General features: G+C 67.3%; 21 protein-coding genes and 1 riboswitch. Of the genes, 6 read left to right on the top strand and 15 right to left on the bottom strand.

All coding sequences use genetic code 11. The annotated features are described in order from the left end of the window. Positions 1–10: 10 nt before the first annotated feature. Both DF286_RS10820 and DF286_RS10815 read right to left on the bottom strand, forming a co-directional pair. Positions 11–442: a hypothetical protein gene (locus DF286_RS10820; RefSeq protein ID WP_109271440.1), complete on the bottom strand. Its 432-nt coding sequence runs from the start codon at positions 440–442 to the stop codon at positions 11–13. A gap of 303 nt (positions 443–745) precedes the next feature. Next, complete coding sequence (locus tag DF286_RS10815; RefSeq protein ID WP_158274666.1) at positions 746–1,411, bottom strand: helix-turn-helix domain-containing protein; 666 nt, start codon at positions 1,409–1,411, stop codon at positions 746–748. A 240-nt stretch (positions 1,412–1,651) separates the two neighbouring features. Here DF286_RS10815 and DF286_RS10810 point away from each other — a divergent pair, with 240 nt between their 5' ends. Further along, a complete protein-coding gene (locus DF286_RS10810; RefSeq protein ID WP_146193600.1) occupies positions 1,652–2,047 on the top strand; it encodes a hypothetical protein in 396 nt (131 codons plus the stop codon). Positions 2,048–2,600: 553 nt separating this feature from the next. Here the strand turns inward: DF286_RS10810 and DF286_RS10805 are convergent. The 4 genes from DF286_RS10805 to DF286_RS10790 all read right to left on the bottom strand — a co-directional run bounded on the left by DF286_RS10805 (position 2,601) and on the right by DF286_RS10790 (position 6,885). Continuing rightward, the gene (locus DF286_RS10805) at positions 2,601–4,925 is read right to left on the bottom strand and encodes a DUF5906 domain-containing protein (RefSeq protein WP_158274665.1); all 2,325 of its coding nucleotides are present in this window, start codon (positions 4,923–4,925) and stop codon (positions 2,601–2,603) included. Positions 4,926–4,991: 66 nt separating this feature from the next. Further along, positions 4,992–5,249: a helix-turn-helix domain-containing protein gene (locus DF286_RS10800; RefSeq protein ID WP_109271436.1), complete on the bottom strand. Its 258-nt coding sequence runs from the start codon at positions 5,247–5,249 to the stop codon at positions 4,992–4,994. Positions 5,250–5,394: 145 nt separating this feature from the next. Beyond that, the gene (locus tag DF286_RS10795) at positions 5,395–5,625 is read right to left on the bottom strand and encodes a helix-turn-helix domain-containing protein (RefSeq protein WP_109271435.1); all 231 of its coding nucleotides are present in this window, start codon (positions 5,623–5,625) and stop codon (positions 5,395–5,397) included. A 45-nt stretch (positions 5,626–5,670) separates the two neighbouring features. Continuing rightward, a complete protein-coding gene (locus tag DF286_RS10790) occupies positions 5,671–6,885 on the bottom strand; it encodes a site-specific integrase (RefSeq protein ID WP_109271434.1) in 1,215 nt (404 codons plus the stop codon). A gap of 276 nt (positions 6,886–7,161) precedes the next feature. Between DF286_RS10790 and DF286_RS10785 the strand changes: the two genes are divergently transcribed. Both DF286_RS10785 and DF286_RS10780 read left to right on the top strand, forming a co-directional pair. Beyond that, positions 7,162–7,791: a phosphatase PAP2 family protein gene (locus tag DF286_RS10785; protein WP_109271433.1), complete on the top strand. Its 630-nt coding sequence runs from the start codon at positions 7,162–7,164 to the stop codon at positions 7,789–7,791. An 85-nt stretch (positions 7,792–7,876) separates the two neighbouring features. After that, positions 7,877–8,092 (top strand): hypothetical protein, encoded by a 216-nt coding sequence (locus tag DF286_RS10780; RefSeq protein WP_109271432.1) that lies wholly within the window; start codon positions 7,877–7,879, stop codon positions 8,090–8,092. Between the two features lie 117 nt (positions 8,093–8,209). Here the strand turns inward: DF286_RS10780 and DF286_RS10775 are convergent, their stop codons facing one another. From DF286_RS10775 to DF286_RS10745, 7 genes are all read right to left on the bottom strand, one after another. Continuing rightward, positions 8,210–8,812, bottom strand: a complete 603-nt coding sequence (locus tag DF286_RS10775; RefSeq protein ID WP_109271431.1) for a DUF938 domain-containing protein — start codon at positions 8,810–8,812, stop codon at positions 8,210–8,212. After that, positions 8,809–10,377 carry an aminomethyl-transferring glycine dehydrogenase subunit GcvPB gene (gene gcvPB, locus DF286_RS10770; protein WP_109271430.1) on the bottom strand — a complete coding sequence of 523 codons (1,569 nt, stop codon included), beginning with the start codon at positions 10,375–10,377 and terminating at the stop codon, positions 8,809–8,811. The genes DF286_RS10775 and gcvPB overlap by 4 nt, the downstream gene beginning before the upstream one ends. Then, positions 10,374–11,732 (bottom strand): aminomethyl-transferring glycine dehydrogenase subunit GcvPA, encoded by a 1,359-nt coding sequence (gene gcvPA, locus DF286_RS10765; RefSeq protein WP_109271429.1) that lies wholly within the window; start codon positions 11,730–11,732, stop codon positions 10,374–10,376. The genes gcvPB and gcvPA overlap by 4 nt, the downstream gene beginning before the upstream one ends. Next, the gene (locus tag DF286_RS10760; RefSeq protein ID WP_109271428.1) at positions 11,732–12,496 is read right to left on the bottom strand and encodes a class I SAM-dependent methyltransferase; all 765 of its coding nucleotides are present in this window, start codon (positions 12,494–12,496) and stop codon (positions 11,732–11,734) included. Before DF286_RS10760 ends, gcvPA begins: the two co-directional genes overlap by 1 nt. 136 nt (positions 12,497–12,632) lie before the next feature. After that, positions 12,633–13,004 carry a glycine cleavage system protein GcvH gene (gene gcvH, locus DF286_RS10755; RefSeq protein WP_109271427.1) on the bottom strand — a complete coding sequence of 124 codons (372 nt, stop codon included), beginning with the start codon at positions 13,002–13,004 and terminating at the stop codon, positions 12,633–12,635. Beyond that, a complete protein-coding gene (gene gcvT, locus DF286_RS10750) occupies positions 13,001–14,116 on the bottom strand; it encodes a glycine cleavage system aminomethyltransferase GcvT (RefSeq protein WP_243444800.1) in 1,116 nt (371 codons plus the stop codon). Before gcvT ends, gcvH begins: the two co-directional genes overlap by 4 nt. Before the next feature lie 149 nt (positions 14,117–14,265). Further along, a riboswitch (glycine riboswitch) is annotated at positions 14,266–14,357 on the bottom strand. Positions 14,358–14,417: 60 nt separating this feature from the next. Next, complete coding sequence (locus tag DF286_RS10745) at positions 14,418–15,062, bottom strand: hypothetical protein (protein ID WP_109271425.1); 645 nt, start codon at positions 15,060–15,062, stop codon at positions 14,418–14,420. Positions 15,063–15,162: 100 nt separating this feature from the next. Here DF286_RS10745 and ispH point away from each other — a divergent pair, with 100 nt between their 5' ends. Together ispH and rnhA are read left to right on the top strand one after the other, a co-directional pair. Then, the gene (gene ispH / locus DF286_RS10740; protein WP_109271424.1) at positions 15,163–16,116 is read left to right on the top strand and encodes a 4-hydroxy-3-methylbut-2-enyl diphosphate reductase; all 954 of its coding nucleotides are present in this window, start codon (positions 15,163–15,165) and stop codon (positions 16,114–16,116) included. Between the two features lie 2 nt (positions 16,117–16,118). Then, positions 16,119–16,586, top strand: a complete 468-nt coding sequence (gene rnhA, locus DF286_RS10735; protein WP_109272148.1) for a ribonuclease HI — start codon at positions 16,119–16,121, stop codon at positions 16,584–16,586. Here the strand turns inward: rnhA and DF286_RS10730 are convergent. After that, on the bottom strand, positions 16,559–17,671 hold the full coding sequence (locus DF286_RS10730; protein WP_109271423.1) for an NAD(P)/FAD-dependent oxidoreductase: 1,113 nt from the start codon (positions 17,669–17,671) through the stop codon (positions 16,559–16,561). The genes rnhA and DF286_RS10730 overlap by 28 nt on opposite strands. Continuing rightward, the gene (locus DF286_RS10725; RefSeq protein ID WP_109271422.1) at positions 17,668–18,606 is read right to left on the bottom strand and encodes an alpha/beta fold hydrolase; all 939 of its coding nucleotides are present in this window, start codon (positions 18,604–18,606) and stop codon (positions 17,668–17,670) included. The genes DF286_RS10730 and DF286_RS10725 overlap by 4 nt, the downstream gene beginning before the upstream one ends. A 48-nt stretch (positions 18,607–18,654) precedes the next feature. On the opposite strand from DF286_RS10725, the gene DF286_RS10720 reads away from it, so the two are divergent. After that, positions 18,655–19,125, top strand: coding sequence for an A24 family peptidase (locus DF286_RS10720; protein WP_109272147.1), 471 nt, complete (start codon positions 18,655–18,657; stop codon positions 19,123–19,125). Positions 19,126–19,136: the final 11 nt, after the last annotated feature.

The raw sequence follows: 19,136 nt of genomic DNA, 5'->3' as shown, positions 1-19,136 counted from the left end.
ACATGCTTGGTTAAGCGGCCTTCCGGCGACGGCGCTTTACCTTGGATGCGCGGCCGGCGAGCTCGTCAATGGTGGCGTCAGACAACTCCCCCAGGAAGTCCTCAGGGTTGGTTTGGACCCAGCCGGCGATAAACTCCCGCACATACTGTCCTCCGGACACCCCATTGTCGAACCGCTCTAGCAGCTGGAGATGCTCGGAAGGGGTGAGCGGCAGCCGGTTCATGAGCGTCCAGAAAACGGCGCAAAGTCCTTGGATATCCTCGAGAGGCCACTCGTCCTTGTGGTAGTAGTAAACAGGGCTGACTTCGAGGAGGTCATTCATGTGCTTCGCGGCCTTCGCGAAGCTACCAATCGGGACGCTCACCGAAATCTGCACTTCCCCGCCCGTGAAGGCCGCCTGCTTAACAGCTTCAGCGTCGGGCATCCGTATAATGTGATCCATGTCAAACTCCTCAATAAGGCCGAAATGGCGTTGAGGAGGACACTACATATACACACCTAAGCCACTGGCAACACAAGAATTTTCTGGCCTAGACCCATTTCTGAAAACCTAGTCTTGCCCCAGTTTTTGATCAGGTCGCGGGATCAACGGGTTAGTGGGGGGGCTAACTTTTTCTACTTGCAGCCCCTTCTGGCGCCTCGAAATGGCGTGCCGTCGGTGCCGGGCGCGGTCTTTGCCGCGAATCACCCAGCCTAAGACACTGATCCGCTTGGCGGCAGGACTGTCCGTCCCACCGATCCAGGATCAGCGGGGCAGATCGCCGGGCTGGGTTCGCTCCATCGCGAGGCCGTCGGGAAGCAGCGTGCGGGTGCGGATGGAGCCCCGCTGCGCCGCGGCCCTTAGCCTGTCCGCGCCTGGGGCGGCGGGGTCGGTCTCCGGGTTGCGGGTGCGGAACCTCGCCTGCTGGTCCCTGGCCTCGGCCTCCCAGTCCTCCACCGTCGCGGAGATGCCGGGGACGACCAGGACCCCGCCGCCCTTCTCCGTCTCCAGCTTCAGCTTAGCATCGTCGCGGTCACGCCAGCCGTGCCGCGCCTTCGCCAGGAAGATGGCCGCGACCGTGTCGCCCTTGCGGGCAAGCTCCATGAGGATGTCCCTGAGCTCGGCCTCCTCGAACGAGCGCTGCGCCTCGACGGCGTCCAGCATCTCGCGGTCGTCGGCCATTAGCCGCCGGAGCGTGGGCGTGGAGATGCCCAAGGCCCTGGCGATCGCGGCGCGAGGGTAGCCGTCCAGGAGGGCCCGGATGACCCGCTCGCGGTTGGCGTCGGAGAGGCGGACCTTGTTGTGAGGCTCGGGCCTGACGGGCTCCATGGACAGCTCCGGGCGCTTGCGGGCTACGGAGCTGCCCGGGCCCGGCTCGTCGAGGGGGTCCAGTCCAAGGCGCTTGGCGCGCTTCTTCGGTGATCCAGCCATGCGCCGCGCATGCCGCGGGCGCCCGCGCGCCCGACGCCAGTGCTCGCCGGGCCACCCAGGCTTCGCACCGCATCGTGCCGGTGCTAACCGGCCCCCATGACAGCCGCTTCCGAATACCGACTCATTGCCGACGCTATCGAGTTTACGCTGAGGCATGCACTGAAAGCTGAGGCCGGGGCATCGGCTGCTCTCGAGGAAGGAGCCGGAACGAGGGACGTGAACGCCCTGAGGATGTTGGGCATGCAGAGCGCGATCCTCGCCATCGGCGCTCTACAGGCGTTTGAGGGGCTGCTCCAGCAGGAGAAGGGGTGGACAAACACCTTCCAGGAGCTTGATCGGACGCTGCGGGCGTCCGGCCGCGCCGAGCTCGCCGATCGGTTCTTCGACTATCGAGACGCGATTAACGTGCTGAAGCACGGCGAAGGTAGGAGCTACGACAAGCTCGTGGCCCGGCGAGACGTGCTGCCGTTCAAGGTGAAGGCCAAGCACCAAGCATTCTTCGAGGAGGGCGACGTCTCCGAGGGCATCCGATTGGTCGAGGCAGACCACGTGTTCGTGCGACAATGCTCAGACACTATCCAAGAGATTGTCGAAGCCCTAGCGCTGCGCCGAAGCGTGCCCGACGCGGGCACCTGACCTCTCAGAGCGTGAGGCTTCGGTGCCTGGAGCGGTGCTCGCGAAATCACACTGAAGAAAAGGCCCTGATCTACAAGGATTTGGGAAGCCTTACCCCCTGATTTGCACTCAGAGGGGCCGCACCCACGCGCGCGCGGGCGCGTTTTCGGGGAGGACGGAGGGCGTGTCGGGTCGCTTCGCCTCTTCCCCGTCCAAGCACCCCGGGCCTGAGGGCTCCTCGCGCGTCCAAGGCCGATCGGCCGCAAAAGCGGTAAAGCGGTAGGAAAAGCGGTGTAGATTTTTTCCTTACTTTTCAGCCGCTTTACCTCTTTTACCACTTTTACCGCTTTAGAATAAGTTGAATAGAAATGAGGGATATGGGGAAGCCGACGCACCGGCACGAAGCCAATCGGCCCCCAGCCCCGGCGGAAGCGAAAGCAAAGTGGTAAAGCGGTAGATCGGGTAAAGCCACTGGAAATGCTGCGCTTTTTCCACACCGCTTTTCCTACCGCTTTCGCGCCGGGACGTGAAAGCGGTAGGGCGGCGCACTCACCCACGAGGGGAGCGCGTCGGCTCAGTCGGCCCAGTCGATCGACCCGCCCATCTTCGCCTCGAAGGCGCGCCTCGCGTCGTCAAGGGAGGGCACGGCCCACACCTTCTGGTTCTGCTTGTTCCTGACCCTGTCGCCCACGCCCACGCCGACGCCGCCGAGATACTGAGCGAGCCTGGTCTTCGAGATGCCCGCGGCGTCCCTGTGGCTTGCGCGGAGGGACATGAGCAGGAGTTCCTTGGTCGAGGGGTCGGCTTCCCAAGCCTTCGGCCAGTGCTCCTTACTACCGACAAGCTCGGAGACCTCCCCGGCCTCCAGGCAGTCATACCACCAGGCGTCCAGCGGGCTCTTGCGGAGCCCCTCCAGCTTCTGGTCGAGCAGGGCCCCGGTCTGAGGGACGTCCCGCCGCGGGTGCCAGCCGCCCAGGTCCATCGCGAGGAGGTCGTGGAGCATGGCCGCGAGGATGTGCTGCCGCTCCGCGTCCCCTTCGTCCTCGTTCAGGACGGCGAAGTGCGGGAACGCCCGCGCGGCGGCGTCGTCTGCCTCGAAGACCGCAAAGCGGCGCTCGTCGTGCGTGGCGGGCACTACCCAGTCCTCGTTCGAGGCCATGACCACGTGAAGCTGGTTCGGCCCCTCGACGATCGGCTTGCCCTTGCCCTCGAACGTGAGCGACTTTTCCGTGATGAGGCCCTTGAGCTGCCCCTCGGCTCTCTTGTCGCCCGCCCAGAAGCCCTCGTCCACGAACAGGAGGATGGTGTCGGCGAGGTGCTCGTTGAACCGACCGGTGAAGTGCTCGGGACTGGTCACGTGCCGGCCGTGCGGCCCGGCGAGCTCCTTCAGCGCGCGGCAGAGGGTGCCCTTGCCCGTCCCCTTGCGACCCTTGAACACGAGCGCGACCTCGGCAGGTCGGCTGGGGGACTGGACCATGTGCGCCATCCACCGGACGACGTAGTCGTAGCTGGCCTGGTCACCGCGGCAGAGCACGTCGCGGATCAGCCCCTGCATCTTAGACCAGTCGCCCTTCTTCGGCTCGACGGCCCAGCCTCGCCAGAGGTTATAGAGGTCGGGGTGCGAGGCGCCTGGGGTCGGGTCGAAGACGACCCCGTCATACTGCCGCCGCTGCGGGTGCCCGATCCACCAGGTGCCGAGCGGCACCCGCTTGCCCTCCGGCGTCTCGACCGACTTGACGTTCATGTGCTGCTTGACCGCGTCGGGCGAATACCACTCGACGCTGAACACGCCTGTCCTGGGGTCGGTCCGCTCGCGGCCTACCAGATACCTGCCGCCGGTCAGCACCGTGAACCGGTCGGCGTTCACCCGGTCGAGGAGCGTCGCCTTCGCCTCCTGCTCGCCGATGAAATCCGGCAGGTCGTCGAGGTCGTCGGGAAAGTCGTCGAGCGGGTCCGACCGCGTGAGCGCGTCGGCGAGCTCGCCCCTGCCGACCTCATTGAGCCGCTTGAGCAGGGTCCGCAGGGTGATCCGCCTGCCGCCCGCGTCAGCGTGCAGCGACGACCACCGGCGGCGGATGATGTCCTCCTCATGGGCGTAGGCAGGGTCGGACGTGCTCCAGGCGACGAACTCGTCCACCGCCTCACCCGCCGAGCCGTGGTGACAGGCCATCATCAGCTCTAGCCAGGCGTCGTGGTCGGCGTAGTCCCTCGGGTCCAGCTCCTCCAGGAGCGCGCCGACCTGTTCGGACGTAAGCTCGCCCGGCTCCTCGGCCGCCGCGCTGCCCTCGGGCCTCCGTATGAGGTTCAGGAGCGCGTCCGGCGCGGCGGGCACGGTCCCAAAGCCGTCGGAGAGGGGGTCGACTGTGTAGAGGCCGCCGGTCTCCGGGTGCACCGAGCCGGGCGCGACCATCTGCCTGCCGCCCGCGGGATGGCTCTTGAACTCGACGCCGGGATAGGCCTTGAGCCCGTTCACGAGCGGGTGGGCGTCGGCCGGGATCGCCATGTAGTGGTGGTGGCCGCCTGACCCTGTGACCACGGTCGGCCAGTCGTCGAGACGAATGGCGAGGTCGGCCTGGAGCCGCCCCACCGGGTCGTCACCGTCCTCGAAGTTCCTGGGATCGACATCCACGACCAGATCGGTCGGCCGAAGACGCACCCCTATGTTGTGACCACGGCCCATGAGCTCGCGGGCCTCGTCCAGGGACAGGATGGCCCCCTTTTCCCAGCCGCGCCTCAACGGCAGCTTCCCGGTCCGGACGATCCTACCGCGGAGCTCACGGACGGCCTCGACGTGGTGCAGGGGGATCAGCTCAAAGCCGGCGTCGATCAGCGGGCGCAGCGCCTCGAACGACGGCTGCTTGGATGCCGTCTCGGACGTATTCGTTGTTTCGTCAGACACACTCAATTCCTAGTCTCTCGGGTTGTTTAGGCTGTCTGTCGCTCTTGGTCATCCCATTCCGACCAGTCAGGGCCGCACCCGAGTCGAGCCGAGTGCGGCCCTCTTCTTTTCCGCGATCGCCCGCTCCATGCGAGACCTGCGCCCCGACGGCCCGCAGGAGGCGTGGTAGGCTTCGAGCTCGCTCCTCCTGTAGAGGGTGCGCCAGCCGTCCGGCTTGTGGAAGGGCGGGCCCTTGCCCTTGCTCCGCTGTGTGCGCAGCGAGCTCTCAGTCGTGTGCAGGAACTCGGCCGCCTCCTTGGCGGTCAGGAAGTCGTCGTCGAGCATGGATGCGTCCTCTTCGTCGAGCCGGACCTCGGCGATATTGCCGGGGCGCCTGTATGGACGGGGACGCTATGCGCCGGTCGGGCCTGCGCGAGGGACCAGCAATCAGCAATCAGCAATCAGCAATCCGATGGGAGGTCGGCGGGCGTCAGCGCTCGCCGCGGACGAACCGATCGAGGTCCTCGACGTGGTAGCGGACCAGTCGGGTCTGGATGAGGTGATACCTGGGCCCGTGGCCCGTAGCTCGCCAGTTCTTCATCGTGCCGGGCGTCGAGCCCAGGTATGCGGCCGCCTGCTCGGTATCGAGCCAGGGACTCACGGGCTTGCCGAGCTCCTCGCGCACGACGGCGCGGATGGCTTCAAGGGTCAGGTCGGTCACTCGGTCCTCCGTGAACAGATCGCGGAGGACCGAGTGCCAGATACGCTACCCCCGACTGACCATCACTTCAGGGGCGGGCTCGACGAGGACGAAGCCCATCGGGTCCATAAGGGTGCAGTCGGGCAGCCTGGTCATGCCGACGGGCTTGTGGGCGAAGACCAGTTCCTCCAGAGCCTGTGCGTGCCGGCGGAGCTGCTCCACCAGATGGTCGGCGTGCACGTAGCCGCCGGAGGCTCCAGGGAGCTTCTGGCCGAGCAGGAGGGCGCTCTCGGCGTAGGGCACGCCCGCGGCAATGTAGAGCGTCCTGGCGTGGTGCCTGTAGGCGTGAGGGCTGGGCAGCCCCTCCTCCTTCGGCTCTTCGACGTGGCCGCTCCTGCTGGTCGGAGACGGCCAGAGCCAGGGACTGTTCAGAGGCAGGTCCTCATTCATCCGGTCAGCCAGGATCGACGCGAGCCGCTCGCCCATCGGGAGCAGCATCGGCTCGTCCGAGGTCTTCATGTGCGTGAAGGTCAGCACTCCCCTCCGCACGTCCACGTCGTCGCGGCGGACCCGGACGATCGACGACCGGCGGGCGCCCGTGAGCAGCATGGCCACGTGGAGGTCGCGGCGGACCGGAGTGAGCGCCTCCACCCTCTCCCACCACGCCGCCAGGTCGAGCGGCGCGACCTTACGGCGCCTCGTCGACGGAACGTGAAGCGCGGCGACCGGGTTGCTGCCGAGGGTCTCGTCGATCCTCATGGCCGTGTTTATGACCGCCCTGAGTGTCCGCATCGTGCTCGCCGCCGTCGTCTCCCCGTGCTTCCGCTTGAGCTCGGCGTAGAGGTCACGGACCATCTGCCGAGAGATGTCGGCCACGGCCCGCTTTCGCCAGGGCTTGAGGTAGTGGTCGAGTTGGTAGCGGTAGCCCTCCTCGGTCCGAGGCCTGTGCGGCTTCTCCTCCAGGTGGGCGTCGAGCGCCCGCTCCAGCGTGATCCCGCTCTCCTCGGGCCCGTCCGTCGGATCGACGCCCGACTGTATCTGGCTCATCAGGGCCTTCGCCCGATTGCGGGCCTCCCTGAGTCCGATCCGGTCGCACCGGTCGATCTTGACCCGCACCGTCCTGACGTGGCGGCCGTTCCGCCTCACGTCACCCTGCACCGCATAGCTCTTGGTTGTCTTGTGGCAGATGACCATCAGGCCCTTGACCTGCTCGTCCCTATATATGCCAGACCCCAGTGGGAGGTCCCTGATCCGGGCCTCCGTCAGATTGATAACGGCCATTCCATTCTCCTGTAAGCACCGCGCCGAGCACCGTACGGCCGCTATCCTCGCGTGCCGCCGGGTGGCGCTGAGTGACTGGAATGTCGCGTTTCTAAGTGCTTGCGAGCCGCCCGATGACCATGATTGGCCTCGATTGACCCAGAAGAGCCGGGCTTTTAATCAGTAGGTCGCTGGTTCGAATCCAGCACGGCTCACCACCTTCCTTCAGCCGCTGGATTTTGGCCCACGCTTGCGGCATGTCGTTCCGGCCTCGCCACGACTATGGACCCCGCCGCCATGTTCAACGCCCGCGCACGTTTCTGGACCGGCGCCGTCATCACCGGCTCGCTGTGGCTGGCGATGCTGCTGCTTGGCGGCCTCGGCTGGGAGCCGGACGAGGCGCTGCGCCTGATGCTCCATGCCGGCGACAACCGGGTCCTCGCCCGCAATGCCGATCTGCTGACGGAGCTCGGCAGCTGGCGCATCCTCGTCCCGCTCGCCGTCGTGGCCGCCATCTATCTCGCTTTCACCCGGCGGATTCGGGCGGCGCTCCTCCTCTTCACCGTCTTCGGCGGCCGCCTGCTGGTGGAGTTGATGAAAGTGATCGTCGACCGCGACCGGCCCGGTGTCGACCAGCATCTCGAAGCGGTTCATTCGATGAGCTTCCCAAGCGGCCACGCCGCCAATGCGATGATCACCTATCTCGCCATCGCCCTGCTGGTGCCCGTGCGCCAGCGCAACCGGGCGATCGCGGTCGGCATCGGAGTCGCGATCGCCCTCCAGGTCGGGTGGAGCCGGATCGCGCTCGGCGTGCATTGGCCGAGCGACGTGGTCGGCGGCTGGGCGTTCGGCATGCTCTGGGTGATGGTCTGCCTCCGCCTCGCCAGCGCCCGCCCCGAAACCGAGACTACCGCGCCCGCGCGCTGAGTTTGCGCCGGTCGGCGCGCAGGCGAGGATGCGTCGAGGAACAGGGGCGGCCGCGCTTCATTGTCCTTTTCGAAGGAGATGAAACATGGCGGACAAGCAACGCCCCGACGACAGCGAACTCATCGACAAGATGGAACGAGGACCGAGCCAGAGCGGCGTCAGCGGCGGCAATCTGCAGCGCGACATCGCCAGCCAGGCCGAGGAAGAGCATGACGTGGAGGGCAAGCCCGGCGCCACCCGCGTGCGCGGCGAGGACAAGCCTGCAAAGGGCGACGAGCCGACACTACCGAATCGCAGCTAATCGTCATCCCGGCGAAAGCCGGGACCCAAGAACGCCGCGATCGGCGGTTTTCGACCGTGGGGGCATGTCACCTCCAGCAACAGTGTTCTTGGGTCCCGGCTTCCGCCGGGATGACGGCTAGGCCTTGCGGAACACCACAGACAGGTTGTTGGCCGGCATCTCGACCACGCTCTCCAGTGCAAGGCCGTGCTTCGCCGCTTCCGCGACCACATCCTCCAGGTCCCGCACCCCCCATTCCGCGTCGCGGCTCCTCAGCGACAGGTCGAACGCCTCGTTGCTGGGGGCCGTCGCCACGCCTTGCCGGCGATAGGCACCGTAGAGATAGAGCGGCGCGCCCGAAGGCAGCCGCCGCCCCGCCCCGGCCATCAGCCCCTCGGTGGCCGCCCAGGGGCTGATGTGAACCATATTGATGCAGAGGATGGCATCCGCGCGGTCGAGCGGCCATTGGTCTTCGCGCGCGTCCAGCCGCACCGGCGGCAGGAGGTTGGGCGCCCCGGCGTCCACCCGCCAGGAGTCGATCGAGGCGAGCGCCGCCGGGTCCGGATCGCTCGGCTGGAAGGTGAGGCTTGGAAAGACCTGCGCGAAATAGAGTGCATGCTCGCCGGTGCCGCTGGCGATCTCGAGCACGAGCCCCTTGTCGGGCAACAGCCCGCCCAGCACATCCGCGATCGGCCCGGCATTGCGGGCGACATGCGGTGCGCTGCGGCGGGCGTCGCTCACTCCGCCGCCTGCGCCTGCTCCGGCTCCTTGTAGACCAGCACCGGCTTCCTCGCCGCCAAGGTCTCGTCGAGGCGGCGGCGCGGTGCATGGACCGGGGCGGCTTTCAGCGAAGGATCGCCGGCCTTGGCGCGCTCGGCGACATTCCGGATCGCGCCGATGAACTGATCGAGCGCCGCCTTCGACTCCGTCTCGGTCGGCTCGATCAGCATCGCGCCGTGGACGACCAGCGGGAAATACATGGTCATCGGGTGGAAGCCCTCGTCGATCAGCGCCTTGGCAAGGTCGAGGGTCGACAGCCCCCCTTCGAAGCCCTTGTCGCTGAACAGGGCCTCGTGCATGCACGGCCCGCTCTTGCCGAACGGCGCATCGAGGACATCTTCCAGCGCGCGCAGCACGTAATTGGCGTTGAGCACGGCATCTTCGGCGACCTGGCGCAGCCCGTCGGCTCCGTGGCTCAGAATATAGCTCAGCGCGCGGGTGAACATGCCCATCTGGCCGTGGAAGGCGGTCATGCGGCCGAAGGTCCGGCCGTGATGCTCCTCGGCCGTCTCCTCCTCGATCAGGGCGTAATGGTCGCCCTGCTTCTCCACGAAGGGAAGCGGCGCGAAGGGTGTCAGCGCTTCGGAGAACACGACCGGGCCCGAGCCCGGCCCGCCGCCGCCATGCGGAGTCGAGAAGGTCTTGTGCAGGTTGATGTGCATCGCGTCGATGCCGAGGTCGCCAGGGCGGACCCGGCCGACGATGGCGTTGAAATTGGCGCCGTCGCAATAGACGAGGGCGCCGGCTTCATGCACGGCCTTGGAAATCTCGATCATGTCCGGCTCGAACAGGCCGCAGGTGTTCGGGTTGGTGATCATCACCGCCGCCACATCCGGCCCCAGCCGCGCCTTCAAGGCCGCAAGATCGACTCGGCCGCGCTCGGTGGCCGGGATGTTCTCGACCCGGTAGCCGGCGAAAGCGGCCGTCGCCGGGTTGGTGCCATGGGCGCTCTCCGGCACCAGCACCACCTCGCGCTTGTCCCCGCGCGCTTCCAGCGCCGAGCGGATGGCCAGGAGCCCGCAAAGCTCGCCATGGGCGCCCGCCTTGGGGCTCATCGCGACGGAGTGCATGCCGGTGAGCTTGATCAGCCATTCGCCAAGGTCGGCGATCAGCTTCAGCGCCCCCTGCACCGTGTCCACCGGCTGGAGCGGGTGGATGTCCGCGAAGCCCGGCAGCCGCGCCATGCGCTCGTTGAGGCGCGGATTGTGCTTCATCGTGCACGATCCGAGCGGGAAAAGCCCCAGGTCGATCGCATAATTCTGGCGGCTGAGGCGCGTATAGTGGCGCACCGTCTGCGGCTCCGAGAGGCCGGGAAGGTCGATGTCGCGGTTGCGTTCCAGGCTGCCGAGGCGACTGGACACCTTCGGCGCCTCGGCGAAATCGACGCCGGTGCCGCCGCGCTCATCCATCTCGAAGATCAGCGGCTCCTCCAGCATCAGCGCGCGATTGCCGGTGAAGGTATCCGCGCTCGCCTCCACGCCCGTCTGCGGGCTTTCGGGGCGCCAGCCGCTCTGATTGATGCTCATGCCAGGGTCTCCTGAAGCGCCTTCGCCAGCGCTTCGATGTCTTCGTCGGTAACGGTTTCGGTGACGGCCACGACGAGGCCGTTCTGCAGCGCCTCGGCGCCCGGGAAGAGGCGGCCGAGCGAGACGCCACCGAGCACGCCCTGCTCCGCCATCGCGCGGACGACCGGCCGGGCGGGCTTGGAAAGCCTCAGCGTGAATTCGTTGAAGAAGCTGTCGTTGACCAGTTCCACGCCCGCGACTTTAGCCAGCCGCTCGGCCGCCTGGACGGCCTTGGCATGGTTGAGGTTGGCGAGCTGCCTCAGCCCCTTCTCGCCGAGCAGGGTCATGTGGACCGAAAAGGCCAGCGCGCAAAGCCCTGAGTTGGTGCAGATGTTGGACGTCGCCTTCTCGCGCCGGATATGCTGCTCGCGGGTCGACAGGGTCAGCACGAAGCCGCGCTTGCCTTCCGCGTCCACCGTCTCGCCGCAGAGGCGGCCGGGCATCTGGCGGACGAACTTCTCCTTGCAGGCGAAGAGGCCGACATAGGGCCCGCCGAAATTGAGGCCGACGCCGATCGACTGGCCTTCGCCCACGACGATGTCGGCGCCCATCTCGCCGGGGCTGCGGATCGCGCCCAGCGCCACCGGCTCGGTCACGACGGCGATCAGCAAGGCGCCCTTCTCATGCGCCTTGTCGGCGATCGGCGTCAGATCGGTGATGCGGCCGAGAATATCGGGATACTGGACGACGACGCAGCTCGTCTCTTCGTCGATGGCGGCGAGGAGCCGATCGGCATCCGTCTCCGCCGTGAGCTCCGGCAACGCCTTGTCAAGCACGTCGCCCGTGAACTTGGCCATGGTGTCGGCGACGGAGACATAATGGGGATGAAGCCCAGCGGAGAGCACGGCCTTTCCGCGCCGCGTGATGCGACGGGCCATTACGATCGCCTCCCAGCAGGCGGTCGAGCCGTCATACATCGAGGCGTTGGCGACATCGCAGCCATAGAGGCGCGCCACCTGCGTCTGAAACTCGAACAGCGCCTGGAGCGTGCCCTGGGCGATTTCCGGCTGATAGGGCGTGTAGCTGGTCAGGAACTCGCCGCGCTGGATGAGATGGTCGACGCTCGCCGGGATGTGGTGGCGATAGGCGCCGGCGCCGAGGAAGAAGGGCACCTCACCCGCGACCATGTTGCGGCGGGCCATGGCGGTGAGCTGCCGCTCGACCGACAGCTCGCTAGCATGGTCGGCCAGCCCTTCGATCTTGGTGGAGAGGTGCGCCGCCTCGGGAACGTCGACGAACAGGTCGTCGATCGAGGACGCGCCGACCGCGCGGAGCATCTCCTGGCGGTCGCTGTCGGCTAGGGGAAGATAACGCATCAGTGGGGCTTTCTCATCGTAAAGCGAAGGCGGACATAATCGGCGAACCAGCTGCCGTCGGGGCGGCGGAGCTTCGAAGCGAGACGCCGCTCGACGGCCGCGGCGACCTCGGCCTGCTCCTCGTCGGGCACGCGGGCGGCATCCATCCAGCCGGTGCGGAAGGTCCTCACCCAGGCGGCGACGCCGCTGGGCAGGTCGGTCTCACGCGGGATGATTTGGGCCTCGATGTCGGTGAAGCCGGCGCGGCTGTAGATACGGCTGAACTCCTGGGCGCTCGGATACCATTGCGGATCGCCCGCCGGCAGGGGATAACCCCGCTCGGTCAGCTCCTCGCGGATGCCGGCGCGGAGGATGGCGATATTCCCTTCCCCGCCCATCTCGCCGACAAAGCGGCCGCCGGGCACCAGTGCGCGAAAGACGCCGTGTGCGACCGCCTCCGGATCGAGCATCCAGTGGAGCGCCGCGTTCGAGAAGATGGCATCGAACTGGGTGTTGAAGTCGAGCGCCTGAGCATCCGCCACATAGGCGTCCACGCCGCGCCCACGGGCGGCGGCCACCATTTCCTCGGAGGCGTCGATACCGATCACCTTGGCCCCTGCGGCGACGATCTTCTCGGTCAGCACGCCGTCGCCGCAGCCCAGATCGAGGATCGCCTCTCCCGGCTTGGGATCGAGCAGGTCAAGCGCCGCCGCGCCCAGGGCCGGCACGAAGGCGGCGTTGGCTGCGTAATCGGCCGGAGACCAGCGGGAGGCGGGATTTAGCAAGCTTCCCCCCTCCTCCGTTCGTGCCGAGCGAAGTCGAGGCGCGCCAGTGCCAGCGCCCCTCGACGCAGTTCATCCTGAGCGCAGGCGACGTCGAAGGGCTCGGGACGAACGAGGCTGAGGAGGCGCAGCGTGCCGATCACAGGCTCTCGCAGAAGCTCTTATAGTCGTCAGCGCTCATCAGGTCCGACAGCTCGTGATTGTCGGACAGGGTGATCTTGAAGAACCAGCCCTCGCCTTCCGGATCGCTGTTGACGAGCGACGGATCGGCTTCGAGCGCCGCATTGCCTTCGACCACCTGGCCGGACACCGGCGCATAGATGTCGCTGGCGGCCTTGACGCTCTCGACCACGGCCGCATCGCCGCCCTTCTTCACTTGGGTGCCGGCGGCCGGGACCTCGACGAAGACGATGTCGCCGAGCTGGCCCTGCGCGAAATCGGTGATGCCGACGGTGGCGTTGTCGCCGTCGACGCGGATCCACTCATGTTCTTTGGTGTAGTAGACAGTCATTGGCCGGCTCCCTTCCGGTGGTAGCGATGGGGGACGAAGGGCATGGGCACGACCTTCGCCTCGAAAATCTTGCCGCGCGAGGCGAGGCGGATGTCGGTGCCCGGCTCGGCGCTGGCGGTCGGCACATAAGCCATGGCGATCGGCGCCTCCAGGCAGGGCGAGAAGCCGCCGCTCGTCACCTTACCGACCTCGTTGCCTTCGGCGTCCACGACCATGGCGCCCTCGCGCACCGGCTGGCGGCCGAGCACGGCGAGACCGACGCGGCGGCGGACGGCGCCGTGCTTCAGCTCGCGCAGGACGCGCTCGTCTCCGGGAAAGCCGCCCTCTTCCTTGCGCCGCTTGGAAATGGCGAAGGCGACATCGGCCTCGACCGGCGTCGTCTCCTCGTCGAGATCGTGGCCGTAGAGACCCAGCCCGGCCTCCAGCCGCAGCGAATCGCGTGCGCCAAGGCCGATCGGCTTCACTTCCGGCTCATTCGCCAGCAGGTTCGCAACGATCTCGGCGTCCTTCGCGAGGATCGAGATTTCGAACCCGTCCTCCCCGGTATAGCCCGACCGGCTGATCCAGGCCGGGATGTCGCCAATGTCGAACCTGCCGCCGGTCATGAAGCCCAGCGTCTCGACGCCCGGCGCCAGGCGGGAAAGGACGTCCACCGCCTTCGGCCCCTGCAGGGCGAGCAGCGCATGATCCTCGAGATGGTCGAGCTTGACGCCGACCGGCAGCTTGTCGCGCAGATAGGCGATGTCGCCATATTTGGTGGCGCCGTTCACGACCAGGTAGAAATGGTCGCCGCGCCGCGTCGCCATCAGGTCGTCGACGATGCCGCCCTCGTCGTTCAGCAGCAGCGAATAGCGCAGCCGGCCGTCCTTCAGCAGCGAGAGATCGGCCGGAAGCACCGTTTCCAGCGCCGCGTCGAGATCGTCGCCGTGAAGCTCGATCTGGCCCATATGGCTGACGTCGAACAGTCCCGCCGACTGACGGGTCCACAAATGCTCGGCGAGGATGCCTTCATATTGAATCGGCATCGAATAGTCCGCGAACGACACCATCCGGGCGCCTATCGCGCGATGCCAAGCATCGAGCGGGAGTTTCTTGTCCAGTACGTCGGCCATTCCAGTCTCCAGAGTGTGCATGGAACGTCGCGGATTGCGATTGGTCCCAGGCTGCACCCCCTCTGTCACTGGACCTGAGAGCTTTCGCGCGTCCTTTGCGGCGGCTTACCCCTTCGGTGGGATGCGTCGCATCCGCTTTCCAGAGTGTCTCAAAACGCGCGGTCCTTCTGCCTGAGAGTTTCCGGGGCGGTTGCTCCTTCGGCGACGGCGCTTTCGCACCGCTCTCTCCCGCGCGTTCTTCCGGCGATTCCTCGCCAGCGACCGGCCCGCTCTGAAGCGGGGCCGGCCTTGAGTCAATCGCCTAACGTGTGGCGTTGTAGCGAAGCTGCTCCTCGGTCAGCTGGAAACCGACGAGCAGCTCGAAGCTGGCGCGCTGGACGGCGGCGCGAACCTTGGGATCGGCCATTGGATCGAGCGCGGCGTCGACGTCGCCGGGCTTGCGCTCGCGGGTGATCTCGCGGCGAATCTCCGTCGGCAGCGTGGCGGCGGAGCGAAGCACCTGGCTGGTGGCGCTCCCCGTCGTGCTTGCCCGCAATTCACCCTCGGCGAAGTTCAGCGCAACCCGCCCGACGCTCTTGGAGACGACATTGTCGCTGCCCTGCACCACTACCGCGAAATAGGGCAGCACCACCTGGCGCGCGCCGCTGGCGTCGCGGCGCTGGGCGTGAACGTCGAAGGTAACGTTGGAGACGATATATTCGCCGGTCTCGTCGCAGGTGCTGCGGACATTCGTCAGATAGCCGACGACATCGATCGCGCTCGCGTCCCGGCTGGTTTCGGGGTTGAACAGGGTGATGTCGCCGGTCGGCGCCGGGATCGCCACCGTCGGACAGGCCGAGCGGGTCGCGAGGATACCGCCGGAGGTGATGTCGCCTTCCTTGGCGCACCCCAAAAGGGCAAGCGAGACGAGGGCGGGCAGAGCCACTTTGGGGTTGAACACGGACATCGTTCCTCAAACATTGGGTGAGCCTGGTCGCCCCTAACCGGGCGGCGGGATCATAGGAAGCGGCTTTCAAGGCTGCAAGCAATCGCGTAGAGGCGCAGCCATGGCGACATCGAAGAGGCCCATCACCCTGCTGATCGCGGCACCGCGCGGCTTTTGCGCGGGCGTCGACCGCGCCATCACCATCGTCGAGCTCGCGCTCGAACGCTACGGGGCGCCGGTCTATGTCCGCCACGAGATCGTCCACAACAAGTTCGTCGTCGACAGGCTGAAGGCCAAGGGCGCGGTGTTCGTCGCCGAGCTGGACCAGGTCCCGGACGGGGTGCCGGTGGTCTTCTCGGCCCATGGCGTGCCCAAGGCGGTGCCGGCGAAGGCCGAGGCGCGCGGCCTCAACTATCTCGACGCCACCTGCCCGCTGGTCTCCAAGGTCCATCGGCAGGCCGAGCGTCTGGTGGAGAATGGCCGCCACATATTGTTCGTCGGCCATGCCGGCCACCCGGAAGTGATCGGCACCTTCGGCCAGGTGTCCGAAGGCTTGATGACGCTGGTCGAGACGGCCGCCGACGCCGAGACGGTGCAGCCCGCCGATCCCGACAATCTCGCCTTCCTGACGCAGACCACCCTCTCGGTGGACGACACGGCGGAGATCATCGCGATCCTCCAGCGCCGATTCCCGACCATCAAGGGCCCGCGTGGCGAGGACATCTGCTATGCCACCTCAAACCGCCAGCAGGCCGTCAAGGAAATCGCCCGCCGCGCCGATGCGGTGCTGGTGATCGGCGCGCCCAACAGCTCCAATTCGGTGCGCCTCGTCGAAGTCGCGCAGCGCGAGGGCGCCAAGGCGAAGCTGGTCGGCCGCGCGACCGACATCGACCTCGCCTGGCTCGACGGCGTCGCGACGCTCGGCATCACGGCCGGAGCCTCCGCGCCGGAAGTGCTGGTCCGCGAGGTCGTCGATTTCCTCTCCGAGCATTTCGAAGTTGCCGAGGAAGCGATGGAGGGGGTTCAGGAGCGGATGGTCTTCAAGCTCCCCCGCGGGCTCGAAACGGCGGCCTGACCCTGTCTGCCGTTCCCGACCTGCCGCGCGTCGAAATCTTCACCGACGGCGCCTGCAAGGGCAATCCGGGCCCGGGCGGCTGGGGCGCCGTCATCCGTTCCGGGCGGCACGAGAAGGAGCTGTCCGGCGGCGAGCCGCTGACGACCAACAATCGGATGGAGCTGCTCGCCGCGATCCGGGCGCTGGAAGCCCTGAAGCGGCCCTGTGAGGTCGCCCTCACCACCGACAGCGCCTATGTCCGCGACGGCATCACCAAATGGATCCACGGCTGGCGCCGCAACGGCTGGCGCACGGCCGATCGGAAGCCGGTCAAGAATGCCGAGCTGTGGCAGGAGCTGGTCGACGCCGCCCAGCCGCACCGCATCGAATGGCATTGGGTGAAGGGTCATGCCGGTCACCCGGAGAATGAGCGGGCCGACCGGCTCGCCTGCGACGCCGCGCTTCAGTTCCTGAACCGGCCGGCCAAATAAGGCGACGGGTCGATGTCCGCGACGAGCGGATCGGCCGGCACCTCCAATAGCAGTCCGGCGGCGAGCTTGGCGGCCGCCGGCGCCGTCTGGATGCCGAACCCGCCCTGTCCCGCGAACCAGAAGAAACCCGGCACGTCGGAGTCGAAGCCGTAGACCGGCAGGCGATCGGGCGCGAAGCTGCGAAGGCCGGCCCAGCTATGCTCGACTCGCTCGACCTTCCAGTCGACGACCCGCTCGAAACGATCGATGGCGAGCGCGACATCGATCTCCTCGGGCCCGCAGTCCGCGGCGACGCAGGGCGTCTCGTCATGAGGGCTGAGCCAGAGCCGGCCCGCCTCCGGCTTGAAATAGAAGCGGCCGAGCGCGTCGATCACGAGCGGCATTTCGGCCGGCGCGGGCGGTGTGGTGCGGAGCTGCACGATGGTTCGGCGGTAGGGCTGGATGCCCAAGGGCGCGGCGCCCACCAGCGTCGCCACCTCGTCGGCCCACGCCCCGGCGGCGTTGACGATCACATCGGCCTCGAGGCTTCCGGCGCTGCTATCCAGCCGCCAGCCTGTCCCTCGCCGCTCTGCCCGCGCAACCCGCGCATCCGTCACGAGCCGGACGCCTTGTGCGCGGGCGGCCTTCAGATAGGCGGCATGCAGCCCGCCGACGTCGATGTCGGTGCAGCTGCCCTCCAGGACGCCCTCGTCCCATCCGGCGCGGAGGCCTGGGATCATCGTCTCCAGCCGAGCACGGTCGAGCCGTTCCAGCGCGACCGCACCACCGGAAAATTCGGCACAAAGCGCGTCCAGCGCCGGCCGGCCTTTCGCGTCGGCCAGGTGAAGCGCGCGGCGCGGCGAGAGGAACGGCCGCTCGGAAAAGCTCGGCGGCGGAGCGGCCAGGAACCGCCCCGACGCGCTCGTCAGCGGCTGCACTTTCGGCCCGCCATAGGTTTCCGACCAGAAAGCCGCCGACCGCCCGGTGGAATGATAGCCCGGCCGTGCCTCCGCCTCGAGCAGCAGCACGGACGCACGCCCCCCCACCTCCGCGGCCAGGCTGGCACCGGCCATGCCGGCGCCGATGATGGCGATGTCGGCCTTCATGGCGCGGCGTGATCGTCGAGGAAGCGGTCGATACGGGCCATGGCGACGAGGCGGACGGGATCGCTTTCGCGAAGCAGCTCATGGGCGGCGGAGCGGAACATCATCAGCTCCGCCTTCGGCAGCAGCCGCGCCGCACGACGGATGGCCGTAGGGCTCACCAGCCGATCGGCGGCGGTGCCGAGGAGGAGGATCGGCAGATCGATCGTGCGGAGCAGCGCCGGCGTCAGGACCGCCATCGACCGATAGGCGGCATTGAGCCAGCCCCAGGTCGGCGGTCCAAGGTCGAAGCCGGGCTGCCGCGCCTTCCACCAAAGCTCGTCTTCGTAACGGGCCGGGCAGGATGTGAGATAGGCCTGGCGGCTGGACCCGGATGGCGCCGGCCGCTCATTCTCCCTCCAGGCCCGCCTCTTCGACCAGCCGAGCCCGTTGAAGGCACCCGCGATCCGGCGCCCGAGCCAGGTCGGGATCGGCGTGACGTTGAACGCGATCATCGGCGCCACCAGCACCGCCGCCGTCAATCCGGGCCGATGCTGGGCAAGGGTGCGCAGCAGCAGGTGGCCACCCATCGAATGGCCGATCGCGACATGCGGCGCGGGCGTCCCCTCGATCCACTGCTCCAGCAGACGAGCGCAATCGTCGACCAGCGAATCGAAGCTTTCGACATGCCCGCCGACGATCGAGCCGCGCGAATGCCCCTGCCCCCGCCAGTCGAAGGACGCGACGTTCCAGCCGCGCCCGTGCCAATGGCCCATCGGCTCGAGATATTTCTCGATGAAGTCCCCGCGCCCCCCGGCGAAGAACAGGCTGCCGCGAACCTCGGCGGCGCCGGGTTGCGGCCAGTCCATGCGCCTCAGCAGCCAGCCATCTTCCGCCCGCCACGAGGAGAACTCGGACCCGGCGGGATGGGCGCGCCGGTCTATCGCGGTGACATTCATGCGCGCTGGTTACGGTTTGGCAAGCAAGCCCGTCTAGACCTGCCGATCATGCCGGGGGTTATCGCAGACATATTGGTCGCCGCGCTTGCCGCGATGCTGCTCGTCGCCGCGGTCGGCGATCTCAAGAGCCGCATCATCCCCAATCGGCTGAACGCCGCCATCGCGCTTACCGCCATCCCCTTCTGGTGGCTGGCGGGCCTGTCGCCCTGGCCCGACATGGCCGTGCAGGTTGCTGTCGCGGCCGGCGTCTTCTTCCTTTTCGCCCTCGCCTTCCGGATCGGCGCGATGGGCGGCGGCGACGTCAAGATGGTTGCCGCCGTCGCACTGTGGCTGCCGCCGCTGGCGGTGCTGAAGCTGCTGGTCGTCATGTCGCTGGCGGGCGGAGTCATCACCCTCGCCATGCTCGCCCGGCAGCGGATCGGCAAGTCGCGGGCGCAACTTGAAATTCCCTACGGGGTCGCGATCGCCTTCGGCGGTTTCTGGGTCCTTAGCGAACGATATCTTAACCAGTTTGGATGATGAATAGGCCG

This window comes from Sphingosinicella humi, assembly GCF_003129465.1.
GTDB classification, from domain to species: Bacteria; Pseudomonadota; Alphaproteobacteria; order Sphingomonadales; family Sphingomonadaceae; genus Allosphingosinicella; species Allosphingosinicella humi.
Note: the sequence above shows the minus strand (reverse complement) of the source record. Positions and strands in the feature narration are given on the sequence as shown.